This is a genomic window from Psychrobacter sp. 1U2, from assembly GCF_051847575.1.
In genome coordinates, this window is the sequence record NZ_JBPYDC010000008.1 from 1 (window position 1) to 18,764 (window position 18,764).

Consider the following 18,764-nt stretch of genomic DNA (forward strand, 5'->3'; position numbering starts at 1 on the left):
GCACGTAGGTACTCGTTCTCACGTTTGATCTCTTCTATACTCTTTTCGTGGTCAGGCTTGTCAGTAAGGTAAGGGTGTTTCACAGTGGGTCGTCCTTTGGCTTTGGCAGTTATGCCGAGCATACCATGATGAGTATAAGCTGTGCGCCAGACACTAATCAAAGACGGTGAGCTGATGTTAAACTTCAAAGCGGCTTGTGATTGACTTAAACTTTCATCTGCTATGGTGCTCAGCACGTGTAGCTTAAACTCACGACTGTAAATGGCTTTGTTAGTTTTAGGTTTGATGGCAAGTATACCGCCTTTCAAGTACTGATTAACCCACTTCAGAACATCTGAATCATCAACATTAAAGTGCTTTGCAGTAGCAAAAGCAGAATGTCCTTGCTGATAATAAGCTATTACCCTTATCTTAAAGTCTATGTGAACCGCCCCGACTATATCGGAGAGTGAATTACTTGAGTCAGGCAACTTTGTCTGACTCAGTAAGACTATCATAGTATCGTCTCTCAAACTCAAAAGGCGACACATAACCAATCGTACTATGCAAACGTGTTTTGTTAAACCAATCGACCCATTCAAGGGTTGCTAATTCAACATCACTTACACCGTGCCACTGCGGTTTTAAATATTCAATCACCTCTGTTTTATAAAGCCCGTTAACCGTTTCAGCCAATGCATTATCGTATGAATTACCGGTAGTACCAACAGATGCAATAACGCCAGAATCAGCCATCTTATCAGTATAGCGAATGGATAAGTACTGAACGCCGCGATCACTATGATGAATCACATCTTTTGGGTTATTTCTGTCTGCAATGGCTTGATTTAACGCTGCCATCACCATATCCGTTTTCATACGATCTGATACTTTCCAACCAACGATAGCGCGAGCAAACACATCAATAATAAAGGCAGTATAGACCCAACCACTCAATGTTTTAACATAAGTAAAGTCAGCAACCCATAGCTGGTTAGGGCGATGGGCATTAAAGTTACGATTAACTAAATCAACAGCACGCTTTTGATCATCACGAGACTTAGTGGTTACCTTACCCTTACCTCGCCAAATACCCTGCATACCATGCTGACGCATTAACCGCTCTACAGTGCAACGTGCAGGATGTACACCTTCAGATTTCAACTGTTTCCAGACTTTACGAGCACCATAACGGCATTTACTGTCCTTCCAAATACGTTTAATCTCATTAAGATAGAAGTCATCATGCTGACTACGCTGTGAACGTTTTTCAGGATTTTCTTCTAGCTCTTTAGCACGATAGTATGTGGATGGAGCAATCGGTAGTACTCTACAGATTGGCTCGACTCCATATTGTTGTTTGTGGTCATCTATAAAATCAACCATTACTTGGGTTTGCGGTCGAGCTCCGCCTGGGCGAAAAAAGCAGCAGCTTTCTTTATAATCTCATTGGCTTGCTTTAACTCTCTGTTCTCACGTTCAAGCTCTTTGATACGCTCGGCTTGGCTTTGAGCTTGAATGTTTGCAGGAATGGTTTTATCAATGTGCTTTTTATGCCATGATCGTAGAGTCTCAGGCGTGCAACCTATCTTTGGCGCTATGGCTTTGATGGCTGACCAGGTGGATGGGTAATCGTCTTTAGCTTCAATTAGCATACGGACGGCGCGCTCTTTTATTTCAGGGGTATAGTTTCGTGTTTTCATTGTCGTATTCTCTCAGAATGTTGAGTCTCCGACAATCCCGGGGCGGTTCAATGTCGTACTTCATAAAATAACCCCCAAAAGTTGTGTCCAACTTATGGGGGTCATTTCAAGTTAGGCGGTTTTTTTGATTGTAATATAAGATAGAAAGTCTGTTGTAGGTTGACGCTTTAGCCCAGCATACCAGCATAGTCACTAATCCTTCTTTAAAGCATGACTATCTTCCAAAATCCCAACAAACCTATCATACAACCAAGGCTCAGCATCGTCGATCGCTTGGTTATATATCTCAGGGCCTATTAAATCAACCATAAAATCAAATAAAAATTTGGCAGGCAAATTGCCGATATCCAAATCAAACTCTTCACTCATATACTCTCTTAGGCGATCTAACAGTACTTCTTCCTCTTCCTTCGATAGGGTAATAAGCTTTTGCTTACTCATATTATCCTCTCACTACTAGATAACGATATAGATTCGGCCAATGTAGCAGCCTACATCATTTATCAAACTAAATCAGTTTAGCTTAACTGCGCTAACCACAAATTCATAGCGAATCCGACAAACAACAACCCAGTCAAACTCATGCTGACCATAATAAGTAACGGCGACTGACTAAATTTACGAGATAGCGTCTTACCCGAAAACACCATGATGCTTAGATAGCTAAAACTAATGATTTGCAGAATGATGGCCAATATAAAAAAGGAGACGAAAGGATGAGGGTAGGTGGGCTCAACGAACTGCACAAAGAAAGATAAGAAAAATAAAATAGCTTTTGGATTAGTTAGGCTCAGCAATAGCGCACGATTAAAAAAGTTTTGATGAATGGGCGCGGCTACCAGTTTGGGCTTAGCGTCCATTAACAGTGCGCGATGACGAAAGGTTTGATAGGCTCCCATGAGCAGCTTTATACCTAAATAGAGTAAATACAAGCCGCCTATGAGTTTAATAGCCGTGAATAAAAGAGGATAGAGCTTAAGTAAGCTGCCGACTCCCAAAACAGTTACTAACATCAAAATACTATCGCCTAAAAATATCCCCGCAACTGTATGGTAGCCCTTACGTACCCCATGAGCCGCTGATACGGATAGACAATATAAACTGTTGGGACCAGGCAGCAAAATAATAAGGATGGAGCCAATAATATAAGCACTAAGATCAATAATACCAAACATAAAAGAGCCTTTGCCACGCCTAAATAAAAGCCCCAATTATACAAAATATAATCGGGGCTACTCTAACTCTACCTATTTCAATTTTTACTCAAAAGCCTACATAAAGGGTAGCTGAGTAAATATTTGCAGTATCGTGGCGTTAACAATATCGACAAAGAAAGCACCAACCATCGGCACGATTAAAAAAGCTTTTGGCGAAGCCAAGTAGCGATCGGTCACCGCCTGCATATTGGCAATCGCCGTTGGGGTCGCGCCCATACCGAAACCGCAGTGACCGGCAGAGAGTACAGCGGCATCATAATCTTTACCCATAACTCTAAAGGTCACAAGATAGACGTAAATTACCATAATCAGCGTTTGTACTAACAGAATAATCAGTACAGGCCCCGCCAAATCAGTCAATTGCCAAAGCTTCAAGGAGAGTAGCGCCATAGCTAAGAATAGACTCAAAGAGGCGTTACCGATGACATCAATCGCCCGGTCGAACATATCGAAATTAAAGACGATAGTAAGTGAGTTACGAATGATCACACCAGCGGCCAGCGCCCAAACGAAGGTAGGCAGCTGAAACCAAGTACCTTCGGCCACGGTAGTCATAATATCGGCAAAAGCCAAAGCCGCAGCAAATAGCGCTAACGATTCAATAGTGGAAGAGGCGGTAATAAGACGGATATGATCAGGTTTTTCAAAGATTTCTTTGCTGCTAAGAATCTCATCCTCATCGTGTTTGGTACTATATAGCGACTGTGAACCAGCTACCTTTTCGATATCACTAGGATTGGGATCAGCTTGAGTAGGAGCAATACCTAGCCTGCGAATGAGCTTACGAGCGACAGGCCCACCGATGAGGCCACCTGCCACTAAGCCATAAGTGGCAACCGCGATACCTAAAGTAGTAGCACCGACGACGCCATACTCTTCTTCTAATACTACCCCCCATGCGCCTGCGGTACCATGCCCACCGGTCAAAGCGATAGAGCCTGTCACTAAGCCAAGCAGCGGATCGAGTCCTAGCGCACTGGCCATTGCGACACCAACGATATCTTGCAAGATAATAAATACCGATACCACAACCGTAAAGATAAATAATGGCGAGCCGCCGGCTTTTAGTCTGCCAAAATCGGCACTAAGACCAATAGAAGCAAAGAACATCAGCATCGTTGCAGTTTGCAACCCTTGATGGAAGTTGAAGCTATAGCCCCAAATCAGATTGAGTGCATAAACAATCATTGCGGCGACCAAGCCACCAACCACAGGTTCTGGAATATTAAAATCCTCTAACACCTTGATTTTTTTGATTAAGAAACGCCCAAGTAATAGCACTAATGTTGCCAATATCAAGGTGTAATAACCGTTTAATGTCATTTCCATAAGTGAATCCTTCTCATAAACTTCGGTTGTAAACTCAATAATAGGACTGATTGATAATAAAGCAACACTTTATCCTTTTGATATATCTGTTACTGCCGTTATCAGTCTTTATGTATAGTCAGTTTGAAATAAAAGCGATACGCTAATGTCATCGTGCAGTTGGTATAAATTTTCCTTGCGTGCTGTTGTCTTTCGATGCTGTGTAACTTAGATTGTAAAAGTAAGCATCCCAACCATACTGTATCGTTTTTAAAGTGAATTAACTATAGCAGCATAATCCATAGCTGCGGTTTGCCAAACTCTTTATAAGTATGTGCAATCATTTTTAATCTAAAAGCTATCAATTCAAATAATAAAAAACGCCAGCGATTAGGCTGACGTCATTTTCGGATTATACTTTAAGTAGCATGATAAGTGTTCAACTAACGACCAATCTTAGCAAAATTAATCATAATTTGCATCGTAAGCAGATAGATTATCGCCCAATCAATCTTTTATTAACCTCCTAATTGATCCAACCCTAGAGCTAAAATCAACCCAATAGCCGTACTGATCCCAGCCCAATGATTGCCCTTTTTGAAGGCATCTGGAAAGATTTCGGTCGCCAGTGAGGCAATCACAGCGCCAGCAGCAAAACAATCTATTAGGCTTATCGTCGATTTTGGCACGTCACGCAATAATATATTGCCAATGATAGCCGCTAACGACAGTAAGATTGCAGCGCCTGTCCAGATGAGCAGTATTTTCTTGTTATTAGACCCGGCTTCCTTCATTTGCTTGGCACCGCCAGCAGCTTCTGGCAAGTTGGATAGCAAAATCGAGCCAGCAAGCGCCGCGACTTGCGTGACATTGCCACTGATTAATGACACTCCTAGTGCTAAGTTCTCCGGTATACCATCTAAAGTGACAGCAGCAAGTAAACCGCCACCGCCACTACTTTGCAGCTTTTCGTCTATTAGATAGTCTATGCTAGTAAATACCCCAGCTCCTAAGAGCGTAAAGCCGATAGTCGCCACAAGCCCACTGTGAGTTACGGCAGGCTGCAGCATTTGTAGTACTACGGCTAACATCAAAGCGCCGCCAGCAATAGCTAGCAGGTTGCCTTGTAACCAGTTAGGAAGCTTGCCATAAATTCCCCATAATGCCCCAATAATTAGAGCGGCTGAAACGACAATAATAACCAAAAAAACCATCATAGCGTAACCTGTTATTTTTTTGAGTAGAGTACTGGCTATAATCGCAGTAAAGTTATCACTCTTTAAAAGTCTTGTCTGTTAATAAATATAAAAAACGCCAGCAATTTAGCTGACGTTTTGATAGCTCATAAGTATATAGACTTAGTAAATAACCATCACGCGCGCGTCTCACCATGACCGTAGACGATCCACTTTTGCGAGGTCAGACCTTCTAACCCGACCGGGCCACGAGCGTGAATTTTATCGGTTGAGATACCAATCTCAGCGCCGAGGCCATACTCAAAGCCATCAGCAAAGCGGCTAGAGGCGTTAATCATCACGCTAGCGGAGTCGACTTCGCGAATAAATCGCTGCGACTTACTATAATTATCAGTGATAATGACATCAGTATGATGGCTGCCGTGAGTATTGATATGCTCAATCGCCGCGTCAAGTCCGTCGATGACTTTAACCGCTAAGATAGGCGCAAGATATTCGGTATCCCAATCCTCCTCAGTCGCTGCTGAGAGATGACCGTCAAGCTTAGCATTATCTTTTAATATACTTTGCGCTTGCTCATCGAGGCGCAGCTGCATCGCGTCATCGGCTTTGACGATAGCTTCCGCAATTTGCGGTAGCATCTCAGCGGCGACAGCCTTATCGACTAAGAGCGTCTCCATCGTATTACAAGTGCCATAGCGATGGGTCTTGGCATTAACGCTGACTTCGATAGCCGTCTCAGTCTGTGCATCACTATCGATGTAAGTATGACAATTACCATCTAAATGCTTGATGACGGGTACTTTAGCGTCTTCACTGATACGAGCGATTAGGCCTTTACCGCCGCGTGGCACGATGACATCAACGTAATCGGTCATAGTAATCAGCTCACCGACAGCCGCGCGATCAGTGGTCTCAAGCACTTGCACGCTATGCTCAGAGAGACCGGCTGCACTCAAGCCTTTATGGATACATTGAGCAATGGCTTGATTGGACTCAAAAGCCTCAGAACCACCGCGCAAGATAATAGCGTTGCCTGATTTGAGTGCTAGTGAGGCGGCTTCCAAAGTTACGTTAGGACGCGACTCATAAATCATACCTACGACGCCTAACGGCACGCGCATTTTGCCTAGGTGGATGCCGGAGGGGCGAAAGGTCATATCCGTGACTTCACCGATTGGATCAGGCAAGGCTGCGACGTCCTTGAGACCTTGTAGCATACCATCGAAGCGTGCGTCGTTTAGCTCTAAGCGATCGAGCAGCGCAGCTTCCAAGTCATTGCTCTGGCCTTTATCCATATCGATTTTGTTCGCGGCTAAAATATCGGCTTTGGCGTTGACTAACTCATCATGAATGCTCATAAGTGCTGAGTTCTTATCGCCAGTATTGGCCGCCGCGAGCGCACGAGAGGCGACACGCGCTTGCTTACCGACCGTTTGCATATAAGCTTTTATATCTGAGGTATTCGCTTGACTCATAAATTGTTTCCCTTTTGGTTACGGATAAATGGTTATTTTGAATAAATCTTTAGACGAGCAAAAAGGCCTAAATAGGCAAAGTCTAACTAAAAAGAGGTAGAAAATATCGTTAATAATGGCTAAACCTAGTGCTTTAACACGTGTCTTAACTTGTATTCTCACTTAGGATAAAGCGTTATGCTATTTAACATAGAGCAGATTGTGGTTAGAGTAAAGTTGAATTTGTGAACAGCGCTCATTTGCAATTTCGTTTTAAGCGTTCTTATATAGATTAAGGAGTCTTTAGGTTTTTGCCTTACGAGTCTTTAACACAACTGTGTTGCAACTACTAAAGTAGTCACTGACAGATCTGATTATACTGAGTGTTAACTACTAACTATAGGGTATTTAAATACTGATAGTTAATCCAAAATAAAATAAATACAGTACTACTGGGATGATTTTATGCAGCCCTTGTAATAACAGCATGCTGTGAGTGACACTATTCAAAATAAATTAGCGAGGATATTATGAAAAATACAACTTATAAACTAGGGTTATGCGCCGCCGCCGCTTTGGCATTAACGCTTAGCGCTTGCTCTGATAAAGGCGCGGCGACTACTGAAGAAGATCCAACACTCGATCCGCAAACACAAGTGGAGCAAGAGGCTACTGGCGTTGATGATGTCGCGCAAGTGACTGAAGGCGTCAATAGTGCTGATATCTCGGATGATCCTATGGTCGGTGATGATATCGCAGTAGCGAGCGCTGATGATGACGTGGCTGTAGCGACAGTAGACGACGCCGATGTCCTCGATGGTTCTGAGTCTGAGGAGCATGTCTCAACTTATTAAGGGTTAGAGGTATCGCCGCGTCGTTAGCATGACAGATAATGGAGCGCTAAGTGGCTTAAAGTGTTAAAATGAAGCTCAAATTACAGTAGGTATTTGGGCTTTATTTATGGAGTAATGGCCAGTAATAGACAGTATTTGCCTTTTTACTGCATTATAAGCGACAATACGCTGCTTTTTACTTCAGTAAGCTGCTTGAGAGCCTTGTTTAGCTGTATATCGTCAGTTGCTACTATCAGTGACTACTAGCAGTTGTTATTATCAGTTGCTAGGGTCTTTAAGTGTCGCCTTATTCATAATAATCGGAAACCTGTTTAACCATGCTTGATATTGCCAAAGACTCGACTCGCCCCATCGCTTTAGATATACAAGATCTACATAAAAGCTACGGCTCATTAGAGGTGTTAAAAGGGGTATCGCTCACCGCCTATGATGGCGACGTGATCTCGATTTTGGGGTCGTCGGGCTCAGGAAAGTCGACCTTATTACGTTGTATCAACTTATTAGAAAAACCAACTAAGGGGCGTATCAGTATCGGCGAAGATGAGCTGATGCTAAAAGCCAATAAGTCAGGCGAGATGCAAGCGGCAGATCATAGACAGCTTGAGAATCTGCGTGCGCGCGTTGGTTTTGTCTTTCAAAACTTCAATTTATGGCCGCACAAAACCATATTGCAAAATATCATCGAAGGACCGACTCAGGTTCTAAAAATAAAAAAAGATCAAGCCATCAGTGAAGCCGAACAGCTCCTAAACAAAGTAGGGCTGTCTGATAAAAAAGACGCTTATCCTGCCAATCTCTCCGGCGGTCAACGCCAGCGCGTAGCTATTGCTCGCGCTTTGGCTATGCAGCCAAGAGTGCTTCTGTTCGATGAGCCAACCTCCGCACTTGATCCTGAGCTGGTCAATGAAGTACTCGCTGTCATGCAAGACTTAGCAGAAGAGGGCCGTACTATGCTGATCGTCACGCACGAGATGCGCTTCGCTCGTGATGTCTCCAGCCAAGTGGTGTTCTTGCATCAAGGGATTATCGAGGAGATGGGCACGCCTGAGCAAGTGTTTGATAATCCAAACTCGCCGCGCGTTAGAGACTTTATGGCCTCTCATCGCCAGAACTAATCCCTGTTTCGTACTTATCAGCTGTCGAGTCGACTAATAAGTCCGTTTGCATCAGTTGAGCTATTCTAAGACCAGTACGAGGTTATTAACCTCCTTCTTTTTATAGCTAGGTCACGCAGCCCTTTTTCGCTTACGCATGGTATGAGTCCTATATAAAGAGATAAATCCCGTCATATGTTTTTATAGCGGTATCTTTTCATTTATAGCTGATAATAGTAGAACCCTTTGTTACTTAATAATAACAGTCAATATCTAAAACGTTTGTTTTTGATATTTTTGTCAGGTATTATCGATGGGTTTATAAGCTGCTAATATCTATCATTATTACGACTGTTTAGTAAGTGATTAGATAGGGATATTAAATTAAAATAAGGAATATATGATGTCGAATTCTCGTCTATTGTGGTCATCGATGACTATTACCGCAGCGCTAGCATTGAGCGCCTGTAGCCAGCCAAGCGACGATACGGTGGATGCAAATGCTGATGCACCTGCTGCCGATGTCGCGGGTAAAACCATTCGTATTGCTACCGAAGGGGCTTATCCTCCTTTTAACTATACCAATGCTGATGGCAGTATCGCAGGGTATGATGTCGATGTTGCTAACGCTTTGTGTGAGCAGATGCAAGCGGACTGTGAGATTGTCGCGCAAGACTGGGATGGGATTATTCCCGGTTTACTCGCACAAAAGTATGACGCCGTTGTTGCTGGTATGTCTATTACCCCAGAGCGTCAGGAAAAAGTAGACTTCACTGAGCCGTACTTCGCTAATACGATGGTTTGGCTGACTGAGGCAGATGGTGATTTTGATCCTAATGCTATCAGTAACCTGAACTTAGGTGGTCAGCGCTCAACTACGCCTGGCGTCTATCTACAAGATAATTATGAAGGTAAAGACGGCAATACTGTGCAGCTTTATGATAATTATGACAATGCTTATTTAGACCTAAAGTCTGGTCGTAGCGATGCCGTATTGGCCGAAAAAGTCTCAGCCAAAGCTTGGTTAAAAGACAATCCAGAAGGTTTTGGTATCGTAGGTGAGGAGATTGATAACGATGACAACATCGCTATCGCAGTTCGTAAAGGCGATCCTTTGAGAGACGACTTTAATAAAGCTTTGAGCGAGATCCGTAGTAACGGTGAGTTGGCTCGTCTAGAACAAGCAAACTTTAACCAATAATCTACTGCCTGATAACTGAGGAAAATATAATGAGCTTATCTAAATATTCTCAAAACAAGTCAATCTTGCCCAACAAAGCACTTTGGTTAGCACCGCTCAGCGCCGCTATGCTGATGCTTGCCGCTTGTAGTAACAGCTCAGCGCCAGAAGAGAGCCAAGTTGCAGATGACGGCGTAGCTACCGAGACGCCAATGAACATAAAAATCGCTACTGAATCTAGCTATAAGCCCTTTAGCTACACCGATGCTGATGGTAAGTTGATTGGCTATGAGATTGAGCTAGTCGATGCTTTATGCGCGCAGATGCAGGCAGAGTGTGAGCTGATCTCCCAAGACTGGGATGGTTTGATTCCGGGCTTAAATGCGCAAAAGTTCGATGCGATTATCGCGGGCATGTCGATCACCCCAGAGCGTCAAGAAGTGGTTGAATTCAGTGACCCGTATTTTCATACCGGTATCATTCTTATAGGTAAAAAAGGCGATGATATTACAGTTGCTGACTTAAATGGTCAGCCAGTCGCGTCACAGCGCTCCACGGTATCCTCACAGTATCTGCAAGATGAGCATCCGGAGGCGGATATCAAGCTTTATGATACGCAAGATAACGCTTATCTAGATCTGACCTCAGGTCGCGTACGCGCTATGATGTCTGATAAAGTCACGGGTATCGACTGGCTAAAAACCGAAGCCGGTAAAGACTACGAAGTCAAAGGCGAAGAGATTAGCACCGATGAAGATTCGATGGGCATTGCCTTTCGTAAAGGCGATCCTCTCGTTGGTAAATTCAACACCGCTTTGGCTGAGCTAAAGGCCAATGGTACTTACGATCAGATCACAGGTAGCTACTTTGGCACAAGCTCTACTGCAGCAGCGAATAAAGCAGCGGCAGCGGACAGCGTTAAAGAAGTCATAGTCGTTGAAGGCGATAATGCTGATGTCGATGCTAATGCAACGATCGCCGCCGAAGAGCAGACAGAAACCGCTAGTAATTAAACCATTAGTCATTAAAACCTAGCCACTGATATCTGATATCGCTAGGGTTTTATGCTGAGCTGGTTATAGTGGCGCTTTATGCTTCTCATAGCGTAGGGCGCCATTATTGTTTATAGCGCTTGTATCGACTTACTTATTCAAAGGAATCAAGGATGATGATAAATTACCCTAGTATTTTTGGCTCAAACCAGACGCTACACAAAACCTTATTGGCGGCAGTAACCTTAGGGATGCTGGCAGGCTGTAGTAATAATCAAGAGACCAGTAATGCTAGTAGCGAAGCTAATGATACAGCCACGAGTGACACTACGGGTGAGGTTTTGCGTATCGGTACCGAAGGCGCTTATGCGCCTTTTAACTATACCAACGCTGATGGCTCGCTTGGCGGTTTTGATATCGAAATTGCCAATGCCTTGTGTGCCGATATGGAAGTTACCTGTGAGATTATCGCGCAGGATTGGGATGGTATTATCCCTGGTCTCAAAGCGGGCAAATATGATGCTATTGTCGCTGCTATGTCGATTACGCCAGAGCGCGCTGAGCAGGTCAGTTTTACTGACCCCTATTTTAGTAATACCTTAGTATTTTTAGCAAAAGAGGGTAGCGATTTTGACCCCAGTAATCCTGATGATATCAAATCTAAAAGCATCGCCGCACAGCGCTCGACGATTTCGTCTCAGTGGCTAGAGCAGGCTTATCCAGAAGCGAATATGCAGCTATATGACACTTTGAGTAACGCCTTTTTAGATTTAGGTTCGGGGCGAGTTGAGGCGATGATCTCTGATAAACTGCCTGCTATCGAATGGCTCAGCTCAGCATCCGGTAGCCAATATACGCTAAAAGGCGATGAGATCGATATTGATGATAATTTTGCCATTGCGGTACGTCCAGGTGATCCGCTGCAAGCAAAAATTAATGACTCATTGGCCGCTATAAAAGCAGATGGGACTTATGCGGCTATTAACGAAAAATACTTTTCAGTGCCCACGCCTAGCGAGACGAAATAAAACGCTTATGTTTTTATTGTGAGGGTAAAGGCGCGCAACTAAGCGCTTTATAAGACTAATAAGCGCTTAAAAGGATATCGTAGCTTTGCGGTATCCTTTTTTATTGAGATGGCTTTTATTGAGCCCCTTTTTATTGATAATAACAGTGTTCGTAATAATGGCTCTTCACTCATGACGAACTTATAGTAAGAGACGCTGTTTTATAATGGCTAACTCTCTATTTTGACTGGGTATTTGCTATCAGCGTTAACATCGAGCGCCTCAGTTATGATAAAATCAGCGCTTATTTTTATCTGAATCATCAGTGAATGAATCTTTGAGTCAACTGATAGTCATTTATTATATATTCCAAAACCGCTTCTCGTTGCTACAGACCATAAATATCGCTTTATTCTAGATAGCGTCAGGACAGTAACTGGCATCTCGAGCGTTATCTGATGGCTTGGCAAAAACGCGAGTGACGCGACTAACATATAGAGACTGAGTGAATAACTGTGTTTGATTTACAAGGATTTGGCGCCCTGCTATTAAGCGGCGCGACCGTCACCATTAAGCTTGCCGTGACTAGCCTAATCATAGGAATGCTGTTAGGGCTCCTTGGGGCAACGGCTAAGCTCTCGAACGTCTGGCTACTGCGTAAGCTTGCCACTGTTTATACCGCAACGATGCGTGGTATTCCTGAGTTACTATTAGTGCTATTCATCTATTATGGTGGCTCTATTTTGCTCATGAGCATCCTCAAAAAGTTCGGCTATACTGAGTATGTGGAGATCAGCGCGTTTTGGGGCGGGGTGATGGCCTTATCTATCGCTTTTGGTGCTTATGCCACTGAAATCTTTCGGATGTCCATTCAAGAGATCCCTGTCGGACAAAAAGAGGCCGCGCAAGCGATAGGGATGCGTCCTTTTCAGACCTTTTATCGGATTACCTTGCCGCAAGTGTGGCAGATTGCCTTGCCAGGGCTTGGTAATTTATTTTTAGTCTTGCTCAAAGATACCGCTCTGGTATCGGTCGTTGGTCTCAAAGATATTATGTATCAATCTTCACGCGCGGCGCAATCCACTCAGCAACCTTTTACCTTTTATATGGCAGCCGCCATTATCTATTTAGGCCTTACTATGCTTATTACCGGCTTTATGCTTTGGCTGGAATGGCGCGCCAATCCAGCCGCGCGCTATGCCAAAAAAATCAGCCGTCAATCCACTCATCAGCCATCGACTTTAGGGTAGAGGAGAGACGTTATGGATTGGAATTGGCAGGTCATTTTTGAGTACTTTCCGGATCTACTAGGCGGAGCGGTACTGACCGTACAGCTCGTCGTCATCTCAGGGATTATTGGGCTATTTTTTGGTTTGATTTTGGCGTTACTGCGGCTGTCTAAAAGCTGGCTGGTACAGATATTACCCTTTCTCTATATTTTCTTTTTTCGTGGTACGCCGCTGCTGGTACAGATATTCTTGATCTACTACGGCTTAGGTCAGTTCGAGGCGGTACGCGAGTCGTTCTTGTGGGAGCCGGTGCTGAGTCAGGCTTACTGGTGTGCGATTATCGCTTTTACGCTCAATACCAGTGCTTATTTAGCAGAGATTATTCGCGGCGCTATTCAGGCTATTCCGGTAGGTGAGCTGGAGGCGGCCGACGCCGTCGGTATGTCACCGTGGCAGAAGCTTACTCGTATTACTTTGCCACGTGCTTTTGGCATTGTCATTCCTGCTTATAGTAATGAAGTTATCTTTATGCTTAAAGGCAGCGCGCTGGCCTCGACCATTGCGCTGATGGATATCACCGGCGTGGCTCGTACTATTAGTGCGCGGACTTATACCTTGATGGAGCTGTTCTTTGCTGCGGGTATTGTCTATTTATTATTGTCATGGGTTATATTGTTTAGCTTTGGACGTTTTGAGAAAAGAATGAACCGTCATGCCAGTTACGTGCCGCCCGATGTGATGACCAATACTATTCCATAATTGAGCCGAGGATGAGTTATGAGCCAAGCGCTGAGAGTTACTGATAAGAAACTTGATAATAAGGTACAAGCTGATATCGGCAAAGTGGTTTGCGTCGGCCGCAACTACGCGGCTCACGCGCATGAGCTCGGTAATGCAGTGCTAAGCTCACCGCTACTGTTTATGAAACCGGCTTCTTCTATCGTTTCCATACATAATGATATTATCCGGCCAGATCCTAGTGTTTATGGTGATACTCATTATGAAGCGGAGCTATGCATTCAGCTTGCGGCTGATTTGTCCGATGCGACTGCCGAGCAAGCACAGCAAGCTATCGGTGGCGTCACTTTAGGATTAGATTTAACCTTAAGAGAATTACAAAGCCAGCTCAAAGCTAGTGGCCATCCTTGGGAACGCGCTAAATGCTTCAATGGCGCTTGTGTACTCGCTGACTGGCTTGATCCGCAAAGCTTTAATGATTTTACTCAAGTTACCTATCAGCTTTATATCAACGATGAGCTTAAGCAAGACGGTGATAGTGCCTTAATGTTATTTCCTATCTATGAGCTGCTTGCCGAAATCAGCCACGCTTTTAGCTTGCAGGCAGGTGATGTCATTATGACCGGTACGCCAAGCGGGGTGGGCATACTACAAGCAGGTGATCAGTTAAGATTGATGCTAGGGGAGAAGCAGTGGCAGAGCCAAGTACGATAACCGCTTCACTTTCATTATTATCCTCAGCTCTGTCTAGCGACGACTATTATACTTCTTTATCCTCTTGCTCCTCTTAGCACAAAATTTGCTTATATATCAAATCATTCTCTTCTCTTTGTTGCATTTAACCGCTAGTATAGAAAGCTCTCTTTTTAAGAAACCTTTTATTATATGAGTGCTACAAAGACGCCATGACTACGAATATCTATTCTACAGACCTACCCGATGCTACCCATGACAGCTACGGTAGTAATTTTAGTAATGAGGGTGTCATTCATTATCAGCCGGGGACTCATCCTGTAGAGACGTCTAATATGCCAATTCATGGTGATTTGTATGAGCACCTCTCACAGCTCGATGCGCTTGATGAGGAGGAGTTGGTCAGACTATTAGCAGATGGTGCTGATGAAACCGTCAAAAGCCAGCCCCTGTCTTTGGGCGATTTTTTTGAAGGGTTGGCGCAGCTTGCGACGATGGGAGTCGTCGAAGTGACGGATATTGTCGAGTCTATGCACCGCGAGATTATGCTACGTCCTATAGGGCGCTTCAACGAAAACCATCTAAAAAAATGGCATGGCGGCGTTACCGGACGCGTCTACGGACTCGTACGCCACGTTATGTTGCTAGTGGGCAATAATCTATCATCAGGGCTACGTCTGTACAAAAACGTGGCGACGCAAACTAGCTCTCAACCGCTGCCACACGGACTTAAAAAACTCGTCAATGTCTTCAATGGGGTGATGGGCGATCATTTAGTCAATAATAACAACTCGCTTGCGATTCCTATGGCGCTATACGACAAAGAGGGTCTCCCTCAACGCGAAGAGCTATCGGGGCGGATTATCATCTTATGTCATGGTCTATGCTTAAGTTACTTAAGTTGGCATCCAGCAGAGGACAATAGCTTAGGACAGGCGATTAGCCGCAGTCAGCCTGAGTCGACGGTGCTTTATTTGGATTATAATACCGGGCGACGTATCTCCCGTAGTGGCCGCAAACTCTCTAAACTGTTGCAAGACTTAGTGGATAATAATCCTAATATCAGTCAAATTGATTTGGTGGGTCATAGTATGGGCGGTTTAGTGGCTCGTAGCGCGCTATTTTATGCCAAGCAAGATCGCCTAGATTGGATGAAGCGCGTGGGTAACTTGATCACTTTAGGCTCGCCGCATCATGGCGCTGTCCTTGAGCGCATTGGGTTTTTGGTACAAGATATTATCTCTAAGCTGCCTTTTGCGGGGTCGCTTGCTCATCTAGGTGATATGCGTAGCGCAGGTATCATTGATTTGCGCCATGGTAGTATTCGTGATGCCGATTGGCAGTCCTTAGAGGGGCGAGGTGTCGTACCGCAAGACTTCCGTCATCCTGCGCGTCTACCAAGCGGTATTAAGACCTACTTTGTCGCTAGCGCCTTGATAGAAACGCATTACGACTCAAAAGTAACCAACCTGCTCGGGGATAGTCTAGTCTCAGTAGCTTCAGCATTGGGCGAGGATGATGGCGAGCATAATCTGTTTGTGCCAGAGGGTCGTAAAGCGATCTTTTATGGCGTTAACCATATGGGTCTGATTCATAGCAGACGAGTGCGCGAGCAAGTCGTCGCTTGGTTGCTTGATAACGGCAAAAGCGATTACGCTGGTCGCGACCGTATTCACTCTTATCCTCGCAGCTTAGGATTGGTCGCTGAAGAGATTTAAGCAAGAGGGCTTTAGCAATTTTAACAGACTGAAGTTTAAAAAATTAAAAACCCTTTAAACGTTTGTTTAAAGGGTTTTTTAGTTAGCATAATAAGACGTCAAACTACTCTGGAAAAATAGCCGTCACATCGTCTTTGTCAAATTTATAGACCTCACCACAAAAGCCGCAATCCATCTCAAAAGTGCCGTTTTGCTCTTCAATGATCTCTAACGCTTCGGTTTCACCGATTTGCGCAATCGCCGTCTCGCATTTCTCACGTGAGCAAGTACAACCAAACTCTAAGCTGATAGGCTCAGGGGCAACGACGTTTTCTTCATTATATAAGCGATAGATAATCTCATTGGCTTGAAGCGTGGTCAATTCTTCGCTTTTGACTGTGCTGGTCAGCATCGTCAAGCGCGTCCATAAGTCATCATCGATACCGGCATCTTGATTACGCTCAACCTCAAGCGTTTCTTCAACGGTACGCGGTAGCATCTGCACCAGTACGCCGCCGGCTTGTAAGCCATCTGATGCTAAGTTAATCAGCGTCGGTATCTGGGCTGATTGCTTTTGATAATGGGCCAAACAGTCGGCTAAATTATCATGGCTACGCTCAACGATACCTTGATACGGCTCGCCATTATCGGGCTGAATATTGATAAATAATACGCCTTGACCAGTCGCGCCTAATTCTGCAAAAGCCTCATTAGCGCCAGTCTTGTCATCCCAAGCCGCGATTTGCTCATCGTTATCCGCTTTCCAGCTGGCAAGCGCTCGGATGATACCATTTTGATCGCACTCTGCCATCGCCCAGTTCAGTAAGCTTTCACTGTCTGAGGACTGCAATTGGATAGACAAACGACCCTCTATCTTGACAGTGCCTATCAGCAAACTTGCTGCCGTGAGCATCTCGCCCAGCAAGCGTTTTATCGCTTCAGGATAAGGTTTTTGGGCAATGGTAGAAGCGTAGCTACGCGACAGGCGCACCACATCACCGCGCACCGGCGAGTCTTCGATAAAGAAGCGCTGACGCACATCATTACCGTTTGATTTTTCAGAGAGCTGTAAGTGATTTGTCTGCATAGCTGAAGTATCTTGTGTCATATATTTTTGTCTTATCGAGTTAAGAGAGTGCTAGCTTTATGGGGTTTATTTGGAATTTATCAATCATAAAAAAGACGCTAGCGGTAAAAGCTCATACGTAACTGTGCACTCACTTATCGCAAAAAACAGTGACAATAGGCCAAAAAACTGCGCAATAATCTTAAAAGTGTTGTACAGTAACATTAAGTTGCATTAAGATAACTAAAAGTAACTGCATGGATGCCTATTAGTAATAACTAATTCAGCATTTTTTAAACTAATAATGATGTGATAAAAGGATGTATCTTATGGCTTACGCACTCACCAAACCGCTCACGTTAGCAGCCTTTATGGCACTAGGCCTCGCCGGCTGTAACAATAGCAGTCAAACAGCTACCGATGACGCTGCAACTGATGATGCCGCAACCACTGAAACCTCTAGCAATGCCAATGGCACCCTCCAAAAAATCAAAGACTCAGGCACTATCGTTGTCGGCTATCGTGACTCTTCTATTCCGTTCTCATATATCGCTGACGATCCGAATCAGCCTATGGGCTATGCGCACGATCTTGAGATGAAAGTTGTAGATGCAGTGAAGCAAGAGCTGAATATGCCGGACTTAAATGTTCGCTATAACTTAATTACCTCGCAAACCCGTATCCCGTTGGTACAAAACGGTACCGTCGACTTTGAGTGTGGCTCAACGACCAATAATGAAGAGCGTCAAAAACAAGTGGGCTTCTCAAACGGTTTCTTTGAGATCGGCACGCGCTTATTGACCGCGACAGACTCAGGTATTAATGACTTTGCAGACTTAGAAGGTGAGACGTTAGTCACTACCGCAGGTACTACCTCAGAGCGTTATATTCGCCAGTACATCGATGAAAAACAGATGGACACCAACGTCATCTCCGCCAAAGATCATGGCGAGGCGTTCTTAATGCTAGAGAACGGCCGTGCTGATGCCTTTATGATGGATGATGTACTACTAGCTGGCGAAAAAGCCAAAGCCAAAAACCCAGACGAATGGGTCATCGTAGGCGAGCCACAGTCCTTTGAGATTTATGGCTGTATGTTACGTAAAGACGATCCTGAGTTCAAAGCCGTGGTCGATAAAGCCCTAACTGACGTCTTTGCCTCAGGTGAGATCAATAGCATCTATGATAAGTGGTTCTTAAACCCAATTCCGCCAAAAAACGTCAACTTGAACTTTGAGATGTCAGATAACCTAAAAGCTCTGATTGCTGATCCTCATGATGGCGCTCAGCCAAAAACGGCAATGGCACAGTAACCTCACTCCTCAATTTAGCGAGTACTCCTAAAAGCTTCATT

Annotated in this window: 18 protein-coding genes and 1 other annotated feature; of the genes, 10 read left to right on the plus strand and 8 right to left on the minus strand. The window is 44.4% G+C overall.

The genetic code is table 11. The features are described 5' to 3' along the window. From ACS8FD_RS05610 to ACS8FD_RS05640, 7 genes are all read right to left on the minus strand, one after another. Nucleotides 1-470 (minus strand): helix-turn-helix domain-containing protein (locus ACS8FD_RS05610; RefSeq protein WP_439274855.1); only part of this gene is annotated, 470 nt, incomplete at its 3' end. Then, a protein-coding gene (locus ACS8FD_RS05615) for an IS3 family transposase (protein ID WP_439274856.1) occupies nucleotides 463-1,682 on the minus strand; the annotation gives its coding sequence in 2 pieces (ribosomal slippage) (nucleotides 463-1,406 and nucleotides 1,406-1,682; 1,221 coding nt in all). The genes ACS8FD_RS05610 and ACS8FD_RS05615, both read right to left, overlap by 8 nt. Then, nucleotides 1,291-1,407 (minus strand) — a sequence feature (AL1L pseudoknot). (Overlaps the previous gene by 117 nt.) 192 nt (nucleotides 1,683-1,874) lie before the next feature. After that, nucleotides 1,875-2,123, minus strand: coding sequence for a DUF2164 domain-containing protein (locus ACS8FD_RS05620; RefSeq protein ID WP_439274858.1), 249 nt, complete (start codon nucleotides 2,121-2,123; stop codon nucleotides 1,875-1,877). Nucleotides 2,124-2,200: 77 nt separating this feature from the next. Then, on the minus strand, nucleotides 2,201-2,857 hold the full coding sequence (gene leuE / locus ACS8FD_RS05625) for a leucine efflux protein LeuE (protein ID WP_439274859.1): 657 nt from the start codon (nucleotides 2,855-2,857) through the stop codon (nucleotides 2,201-2,203). A 96-nt stretch (nucleotides 2,858-2,953) separates the two neighbouring features. Then, nucleotides 2,954-4,228 (minus strand): sodium/glutamate symporter, encoded by a 1,275-nt coding sequence (gltS, locus tag ACS8FD_RS05630; RefSeq protein WP_439274860.1) that lies wholly within the window; start codon nucleotides 4,226-4,228, stop codon nucleotides 2,954-2,956. 497 nt (nucleotides 4,229-4,725) lie between these two features. After that, nucleotides 4,726-5,424 (minus strand): ZIP family metal transporter, encoded by a 699-nt coding sequence (locus tag ACS8FD_RS05635; RefSeq protein ID WP_439274861.1) that lies wholly within the window; start codon nucleotides 5,422-5,424, stop codon nucleotides 4,726-4,728. A 155-nt stretch (nucleotides 5,425-5,579) separates the two neighbouring features. Further along, nucleotides 5,580-6,881 carry a glutamate-5-semialdehyde dehydrogenase gene (locus ACS8FD_RS05640; RefSeq protein WP_439274862.1) on the minus strand — a complete coding sequence of 434 codons (1,302 nt, stop codon included), beginning with the start codon at nucleotides 6,879-6,881 and terminating at the stop codon, nucleotides 5,580-5,582. A gap of 509 nt (nucleotides 6,882-7,390) precedes the next feature. Here ACS8FD_RS05640 and ACS8FD_RS05645 point away from each other — a divergent pair. The 9 genes from ACS8FD_RS05645 (at nucleotide 7,391) to ACS8FD_RS05685 (ending at nucleotide 16,365) form a co-directional block, all read left to right on the plus strand. Next, nucleotides 7,391-7,714 (plus strand): hypothetical protein, encoded by a 324-nt coding sequence (locus tag ACS8FD_RS05645; RefSeq protein ID WP_439274863.1) that lies wholly within the window; start codon nucleotides 7,391-7,393, stop codon nucleotides 7,712-7,714. A 317-nt stretch (nucleotides 7,715-8,031) separates the two neighbouring features. After that, nucleotides 8,032-8,829 carry an ABC transporter ATP-binding protein gene (locus ACS8FD_RS05650; RefSeq protein WP_439274864.1) on the plus strand — a complete coding sequence of 266 codons (798 nt, stop codon included), beginning with the start codon at nucleotides 8,032-8,034 and terminating at the stop codon, nucleotides 8,827-8,829. Nucleotides 8,830-9,208: 379 nt separating this feature from the next. Next, the gene (locus ACS8FD_RS05655; protein WP_439274865.1) at nucleotides 9,209-10,009 is read left to right on the plus strand and encodes a transporter substrate-binding domain-containing protein; all 801 of its coding nucleotides are present in this window, start codon (nucleotides 9,209-9,211) and stop codon (nucleotides 10,007-10,009) included. A gap of 29 nt (nucleotides 10,010-10,038) precedes the next feature. Next, on the plus strand, nucleotides 10,039-11,001 hold the full coding sequence (locus ACS8FD_RS05660; RefSeq protein ID WP_439274866.1) for a transporter substrate-binding domain-containing protein: 963 nt from the start codon (nucleotides 10,039-10,041) through the stop codon (nucleotides 10,999-11,001). A gap of 155 nt (nucleotides 11,002-11,156) precedes the next feature. Continuing rightward, a complete protein-coding gene (locus ACS8FD_RS05665) occupies nucleotides 11,157-12,008 on the plus strand; it encodes an ABC transporter substrate-binding protein (protein ID WP_439274951.1) in 852 nt (283 codons plus the stop codon). Between the two features lie 494 nt (nucleotides 12,009-12,502). Continuing rightward, a complete protein-coding gene (locus tag ACS8FD_RS05670; protein ID WP_439274867.1) occupies nucleotides 12,503-13,237 on the plus strand; it encodes an ABC transporter permease in 735 nt (244 codons plus the stop codon). Between the two features lie 12 nt (nucleotides 13,238-13,249). Next, on the plus strand, nucleotides 13,250-13,975 hold the full coding sequence (locus tag ACS8FD_RS05675; RefSeq protein ID WP_439274868.1) for an ABC transporter permease: 726 nt from the start codon (nucleotides 13,250-13,252) through the stop codon (nucleotides 13,973-13,975). Between the two features lie 18 nt (nucleotides 13,976-13,993). Then, entirely contained in the window at nucleotides 13,994-14,668 is a 675-nt protein-coding gene (locus tag ACS8FD_RS05680) for a fumarylacetoacetate hydrolase family protein (protein WP_439274869.1), read from the plus strand. 191 nt (nucleotides 14,669-14,859) lie between these two features. Continuing rightward, the gene (locus ACS8FD_RS05685; RefSeq protein ID WP_439274870.1) at nucleotides 14,860-16,365 is read left to right on the plus strand and encodes an alpha/beta fold hydrolase; all 1,506 of its coding nucleotides are present in this window, start codon (nucleotides 14,860-14,862) and stop codon (nucleotides 16,363-16,365) included. A 103-nt stretch (nucleotides 16,366-16,468) separates the two neighbouring features. Here the strand turns inward: ACS8FD_RS05685 and hslO are convergent, their stop codons facing one another. Further along, on the minus strand, nucleotides 16,469-17,452 hold the full coding sequence (gene hslO / locus ACS8FD_RS05690; protein WP_439274871.1) for an Hsp33 family molecular chaperone HslO: 984 nt from the start codon (nucleotides 17,450-17,452) through the stop codon (nucleotides 16,469-16,471). 287 nt (nucleotides 17,453-17,739) lie between these two features. Here hslO and ACS8FD_RS05695 point away from each other — a divergent pair, with 287 nt between their 5' ends. Then, nucleotides 17,740-18,723, plus strand: a complete 984-nt coding sequence (locus tag ACS8FD_RS05695; protein WP_439274872.1) for a glutamate/aspartate ABC transporter substrate-binding protein — start codon at nucleotides 17,740-17,742, stop codon at nucleotides 18,721-18,723. The last annotated feature ends 41 nt before the right edge of the window (nucleotides 18,724-18,764 follow it).

Bases quoted from the DNA above. Each gene is read 5' to 3' on its own strand.
- ACS8FD_RS05665 (WP_439274951.1), top strand. From the start codon at position 11,157: ATGATAAATTACCCTAGTATTTTTGGCTCAAACCAGACGCTACACAAA.
- gltS (WP_439274860.1), bottom strand. From the start codon at position 4,228: ATGGAAATGACATTAAACGGTTATTACACCTTGATATTGGCAACATTA.
- ACS8FD_RS05685 (WP_439274870.1), top strand. From the start codon at position 14,860: ATGACTACGAATATCTATTCTACAGACCTACCCGATGCTACCCATGAC.
- ACS8FD_RS05680 (WP_439274869.1), top strand. From the start codon at position 13,994: ATGAGCCAAGCGCTGAGAGTTACTGATAAGAAACTTGATAATAAGGTA.
- hslO (WP_439274871.1), bottom strand. From the start codon at position 17,452: ATGACACAAGATACTTCAGCTATGCAGACAAATCACTTACAGCTCTCT.
- ACS8FD_RS05650 (WP_439274864.1), top strand. From the start codon at position 8,032: ATGCTTGATATTGCCAAAGACTCGACTCGCCCCATCGCTTTAGATATA.
- ACS8FD_RS05675 (WP_439274868.1), top strand. From the start codon at position 13,250: ATGGATTGGAATTGGCAGGTCATTTTTGAGTACTTTCCGGATCTACTA.
- ACS8FD_RS05635 (WP_439274861.1), bottom strand. From the start codon at position 5,424: ATGATGGTTTTTTTGGTTATTATTGTCGTTTCAGCCGCTCTAATTATT.
- ACS8FD_RS05620 (WP_439274858.1), bottom strand. From the start codon at position 2,123: ATGAGTAAGCAAAAGCTTATTACCCTATCGAAGGAAGAGGAAGAAGTA.
- ACS8FD_RS05695 (WP_439274872.1), top strand. From the start codon at position 17,740: ATGGCTTACGCACTCACCAAACCGCTCACGTTAGCAGCCTTTATGGCA.
- ACS8FD_RS05660 (WP_439274866.1), top strand. From the start codon at position 10,039: ATGAGCTTATCTAAATATTCTCAAAACAAGTCAATCTTGCCCAACAAA.
- ACS8FD_RS05640 (WP_439274862.1), bottom strand. From the start codon at position 6,881: ATGAGTCAAGCGAATACCTCAGATATAAAAGCTTATATGCAAACGGTC.
- leuE (WP_439274859.1), bottom strand. From the start codon at position 2,857: ATGTTTGGTATTATTGATCTTAGTGCTTATATTATTGGCTCCATCCTT.
- ACS8FD_RS05645 (WP_439274863.1), top strand. From the start codon at position 7,391: ATGAAAAATACAACTTATAAACTAGGGTTATGCGCCGCCGCCGCTTTG.
- ACS8FD_RS05655 (WP_439274865.1), top strand. From the start codon at position 9,209: ATGATGTCGAATTCTCGTCTATTGTGGTCATCGATGACTATTACCGCA.